Annotated in this window: 6 protein-coding genes and 1 tRNA gene; all 7 read left to right on the plus strand. The window is 65.9% G+C overall.

The genetic code is table 11. The features are described from left to right. On the plus strand, positions 1-782 hold a 782-nt coding region (locus tag FCN18_RS39975; RefSeq protein WP_206078104.1), incomplete at its 5' end, for a hypothetical protein. Positions 783-894: 112 nt separating this feature from the next. After that, positions 895-1,803: a S1 family peptidase gene (locus FCN18_RS38730; protein ID WP_228714363.1), complete on the plus strand. Its 909-nt coding sequence runs from the start codon at positions 895-897 to the stop codon at positions 1,801-1,803. A 462-nt stretch (positions 1,804-2,265) separates the two neighbouring features. Continuing rightward, the gene (locus tag FCN18_RS38735) at positions 2,266-2,784 is read left to right on the plus strand and encodes a hypothetical protein (RefSeq protein ID WP_137097573.1); all 519 of its coding nucleotides are present in this window, start codon (positions 2,266-2,268) and stop codon (positions 2,782-2,784) included. Continuing rightward, positions 2,778-3,191, plus strand: coding sequence for an Imm1 family immunity protein (locus FCN18_RS38740; protein WP_137097574.1), 414 nt, complete (start codon positions 2,778-2,780; stop codon positions 3,189-3,191). The genes FCN18_RS38735 and FCN18_RS38740 overlap by 7 nt, the downstream gene beginning before the upstream one ends. 10 nt (positions 3,192-3,201) lie before the next feature. Next, entirely contained in the window at positions 3,202-3,540 is a 339-nt protein-coding gene (locus FCN18_RS38745) for a hypothetical protein (protein ID WP_137097575.1), read from the plus strand. After that, positions 3,524-3,982 carry a hypothetical protein gene (locus FCN18_RS38750; RefSeq protein WP_137097576.1) on the plus strand — a complete coding sequence of 153 codons (459 nt, stop codon included), beginning with the start codon at positions 3,524-3,526 and terminating at the stop codon, positions 3,980-3,982. Before FCN18_RS38745 ends, FCN18_RS38750 begins: the two co-directional genes overlap by 17 nt. A gap of 1,131 nt (positions 3,983-5,113) precedes the next feature. Next, positions 5,114-5,186: transfer RNA gene (locus tag FCN18_RS38755), tRNA-Lys, on the plus strand. Positions 5,187-5,214 lie beyond the last annotated feature (28 nt).

Consider the following 5,214-nt stretch of genomic DNA (forward strand, 5'->3'; position numbering starts at 1 on the left):
ACACCAAGCCCGCCTCAGCCACTACAAACGCCGCGGCTACCCACTTCCTTAACTGCCGTTGCAGTACTAGTCGAACACGACAGCCGGGCCACCCAAGACGCCGATCGCGTCCACTCGACGGCTCGCAAGCCACAGCGCCGGGTTTCGCTGCGGCGCCTAGCGCGCGGACGTCGACGACCGACATCTCATCCTCCCGGGAGGCCATCATCGCCATGACTCAACTCCTCGACGCTGCGCTCATCCGCATTCGGAACGTCTTTGACCCGCTTATCGGAGCCGGTCGCCAGGAGCAGCCGCCACCGGACGACGGCACGGTAGATCCGCTGATCTTCTTTTTCCGTTGCCGTGGCTGGACAATCCTCGACCGCGACTCCGACACCAGCGCCAGCGTCTACTACCCCCGGAGTTTCCACGGCGCGCTCGACGACGAACACCGGCGCCAGGCCACACCGGACCTGGGCCTGAGCGAACTCGAATGCGTCCTCGCGCTCCGCGGTGAGCACTGGATCGCTCACTTCACCTCCTGCGGAACCCTGACCGGTTGCCTCCGGCACCGCAGCACGTCGGTCCTGATCGGTGTCCACAGCGCGGTTTTCCCCGTCGTGATCCGGGAACTGGAACGTCACGCGCGCACTCTCGATCGTGACCTCGCCCGGTGCCTGGTCTTCGGTCCCTGCGGCAGCAGCGACACCCCCGACGAGCCGTGCCGCCTCTCACCGCCTGCGCCGGAGACACCCGCGTCACTGCATGCCGTCGCCGAACGCGACGAGGGCGTCGAGTAGCGCGGCCATCCGACAGTGCCCTTGGCTCACCCAGGACGCGGACCTCCCAGAGCCCCGCACCCAATCACTCCATTGTGGACCTACAACCATTCCAGATAGGAAAGACGTCTTCGTGAACAGAAAGATCCTGTCCTTCGCCGCCGCCGTGACGGTGAGCATCACCGCCGCACTGACCGCCCCCGTGACGGCGGCCGTGGCCGACACACCACCGCCGCCGATCGAGCCGATGATCGTGGGCGGCCACCCGGCCGCGAGCGCCCCGCCGGGGATCACCTCGCTGCAGTACGACGCACCCGAGCACGGTGAGCAGTTCATCGACTACCACACCTGCGGCGGGGCCCTGGTGTTCCGGGGCTGGGTGGTCACCGCCGCGCACTGCGTCACCGACCCGCCCACGGGCGCGGCGGCCAAGTCGGCGGCGATTCAGCGGTTCACCGCCGACGCGGCATCGATTCCGACCGCGGACAAGCGGTTCCACGTCCGGGTCGGCAGCCTCGACCGGCTCTCCGGCGGCGAGACCGCGACGGTGACCAAGATCGTGGTCCACCCCGGCTGGAAGTGGGCTCAAGGCGCACCGAAGAAGCCGGTCTCCGACATCGCCATGCTCAAGCTCGACCACCTGCTCCAGCAGCCGACCGTGCAGCTCGCGCGCGACACCGCCCGCCGTGGCAGCGCGATCAGCCTCTACGGATGGGGCGTGACCGAACCCGACAGCACCCACGCCGGTCTGCCGAGGCACCTGCAGCAGCTCGACACCCGCGTCACCGCGCCCTCGCGCTGCGCCGACGCCGCACTGTCCGCCGCCGAAATCTGCACCGACAACCCCTCCGGCACCGACGCCGCCTGCTACGGGGACTCCGGCGGGCCCGCCCTGGCCACGATCAACGGCATAACCCAGCTCGTCGGCGGCGCCAGCCGCTCCGCGACCGAGTTCTGCGGCACCGCGCCGGATGTCTACACCAGCTCGCCGGACTTCCGCGACTGGATCTACCACGTTGCCCGCACCGGCAACGCCACCTGACCCACGTCCGGGGTCGCCGCGCGTCGTCCAACGCGGCGCGCGGTGCCCCGGGCCCGCCGATCTCACCTTCGGGACACCGACGCCGACGAACTACCCCGTCAGCAGCTCACCGACCGCCGACCCGCCATGGCCGATACCAGAGAGACGACAAGATTTCTTAGTGGCTCTGACAGCGGTGCACGCAATGTACGTCGCCTGAGCTGCGCCTGAAACAGCATGGACTGCAGCCGGGGCCATCCAGCTGGTGGCAGCGAAACCCTCGTGGGGCGGTCAAGTCCGGGTTCGTCGCCTACTGGCCCGGTCACCGCTTCACGACCTGACCGCGGTGCCCGCCATTCCCGGTTGGGCTGCACATCCGCCCCGGCAAGCAGCCATGCGCCAGCAGTGAAAGCCCCACCGACGCAGACCATGGCCAAGGCCCAGACACATCTGGAGACGCGTTCATCTTTCAGGAGGGAGATCATGTCGGACTTCCGATGCGGGCGAGAACTGATCAGCGCAGGCGATTTCCATCGTCTCGTGCGGTATCTCGACGAGCGAGAGCACATGGAACGCCCCTACGCCGCCAGGGCACTCGATCAGCTCCTGGCCTTTCTCGTCGCTCTGGGAAATTCCGGGATGCTGCTGATCCCGGACGAGGATGTGGACACGGCGTGGCGCGCACTCATTGTCCATACCGAGCTGTATCGGGAGTTCTGCGACAAGTACAACGGCGGATACATCGACTACCACCCGGTCCCCGGCAGCCAGAACACAGCCACGTTGCGGAAGTGGTCCACGCGCTGGGACTCCACGGCAAAGAAATATGTGAAGCTCGACGAATCCTACGACCACAGCTTCATCGCCGTCCATGAAATCCAGCAGTCCGGTTTCTACGCCGACCTCGACCTGTGGCTACCGGGACGCAAGCCAGAACACTACGAGGAAGCCGCGCACCAGGGCTTCGAGATCATCGAGCAAGACAGGAGCGAGAATTGCTAGAGCAGCAGTTGCTGGAAATCTCCGACGTGCACATTGAGAACCCCGAGCACGGCAAGCGGGTCGCCGTGGCGCTGCGCTCGATCGCGAGCCGCACAGACATCGCAGTGGCCTACGATTGGTCGCTCATTTATGGCGGGGCCGACATGACCGACCCGTATCGCATCGTCCTGCGCGTGGGCATCGACCCGCGCAATCAGATCGGGGCAATGCAGTTCGGCGCTGCCGACCACCTCTCCATCCCCGCCACGGGAGGCGGCGACGGGAGCAAGATCTACAAGATGGCGGGCAAGCGGGACATGTACTTTCAGCCAGGCTGCCAACTCAGCCTCGGCACAGTGCTGGACGCCGTGGACCAGTTCGTCCTGACACGGACACGGCCGGCACTGGTGGCCTGGCGGACGGTGTAGCGAGCGAACCATGACCGATACCGCGCACCTGATACCGCGAGACGTCTTTGAGCGTCTGTACCTCGACCTCAGCACTCCGGTACGCGACGTCGCCACCCAGGTGGGTGGCGTCCGCCGCGTCTACTACCTGGCACACAAATACGACGTTCCACTCCGCAAGCACCTGAGCGACGCACGGCGCGAATACCTCCGCAAGAAGCTCGTCGGCGGTCTGACACACGAGATCCCTTACCACCGCCTGGCCGCTCATCTCGACATGTCCGACAAGGCGCTGGACAAGCTCATCTCCTACCACCGCCTGGAAAACGAACGCAACGAAAGTTTCACTCGAGATGACCCAACCTCATAAGCCACGATTCGATCGAGATCAGTTCGACAAGCTTTATCGGGATCACACCATAAAAGTCGGGACGATCGCCGACCGGCTCGGCATCCACCGGAACACTGTGCACATATACGCCGACGTTCTCGGCATACCACGCCGCACCAGCCGGGCCAGACAGAGAAACTCGGACGAGCCCGCCCTGGCATCAGCATGGTTTAACCGGAGCTACCTCAAATGCACCACGGAGGAACTGAGCACGAAACTGGGCTTCACCTCGAACAGGATCTTCTACTACGCCAACAACCACGGTTTTCCACGCCGAGGACTGCTGGCCACCAGCAACCGTGACCGGATCGAAGCCCTCTGGCTCGACCATGAGTTAGGGATAACAGAGATAGCGGAACGTTTAGGGACCACTCCCAAGGGCGTCCTATGCCTGGTGGGCTGGCACGGCCTACGACCGTGACTGCAGGCCAAGCACAAACCCCCGATACTCGTGTGGCCAAACAAAGACGCCCTGCCCTGCACAACCCACACGGACACCCAGTCCAATCGGAAGGCAGCGCCCGCCGGGCAAACACCGCCCCACTGACGCAGGAAACCACAGTCAAATCATGGGTAAGCCCACCACCAGCGCCACACCTCGTCGAGTGCTTCGCCGCCTGACACCACCGGACATGGTCAGCCGCTACCAGGCCGGCGAATCCTTGCGCGCCCTGGCCCGCGATTACCGCATGGCGGCCAAAACTGTACGCGCCCACCTGGTTGCCGCCGGAGTCACGATCCGCCCCCACAGCAGACAGTCACACACCGCTACCCCGCCACAGCCCACCCAGAGAACAACGAATTCCCGGCACACGCCACCGGCACCCAAGCTGGCCACCGTGCACCAGCTCCTGCCACGCATGCCTCAGCAACCGCACCACGAGCCGCTCGATGCCGATCCCGATCTCGATACCGGCCCCGAGCCGGTCTTGTGGCCACCTGCCCTTGAGCCCGTGACCGCGCCGCCGTCGGAGCCCGCGACCGCGCCGCAAACTGAGGCGGCTGCCATTCCCGGGCAGCCCTGCATGGGTTTGACCACGTCGAACCAGGTGCACAGGGTCGACGACCGGCCGGCCGCGGGCAGACACGGCGGGGTCACCTTCGCCCTGACCCGGTGCGCGCGCGTCGGCATCGTCACCGACTCGATCCCCGACAACGCCGAGCCCTGCCCCGAATGTCACCCCCGCCCAGTGCACGACCACTCGCGACGGCCACACCGGGCCAGCCGTGCATCGGGTACAGCACACCGCACCTCATCCACGTCGTCGACGACAGGCCAATGTCTGCTCGAGCCGGCGAGCACACCGCCGCGATGACCCGGTGCGGACGTGTCGGCCTCGTCGACGCACCCGTACCGCCGAACGCCCAGCGCTGCCCCGCACGCCACCGCCGCGCCAACACGACCCGGTGACCGCGGCCTCCGCACGGCCGGGGAGAGGAGACAAGCCGACACCGAATGCCGCGTCACGGCACCCGCGACGGTGGTGCTTCGAACATCAACTGCACACCGGGCCGCACGGTGCCTGACGGTCTCCGGTTAAACTCTCCTCGCGGGCCGTTAGCTCAATTGGTAGAGCTGCTGACTTTTAATCAGTAGGTTCCGGGTTCGAGCCCCGGGCGGCCCACAAGTTTCCGCAGGTCACACCGCCTTTC

It is taken from the genome of Prauserella endophytica, assembly GCF_005146945.1.
Lineage (GTDB): Bacteria > Actinomycetota > Actinomycetes > Mycobacteriales > Pseudonocardiaceae > Prauserella_A > Prauserella_A endophytica.

What these genes read in the sequence shown, in the direction of transcription:
- FCN18_RS38735 (WP_137097573.1), top strand. Translation starts at nt 2,266, where the DNA reads ATGTCGGACTTCCGATGCGGGCGAGAACTGATCAGCGCAGGCGATTTC.
- FCN18_RS38745 (WP_137097575.1), top strand. Translation starts at nt 3,202, where the DNA reads ATGACCGATACCGCGCACCTGATACCGCGAGACGTCTTTGAGCGTCTG.
- FCN18_RS38750 (WP_137097576.1), top strand. Translation starts at nt 3,524, where the DNA reads ATGACCCAACCTCATAAGCCACGATTCGATCGAGATCAGTTCGACAAG.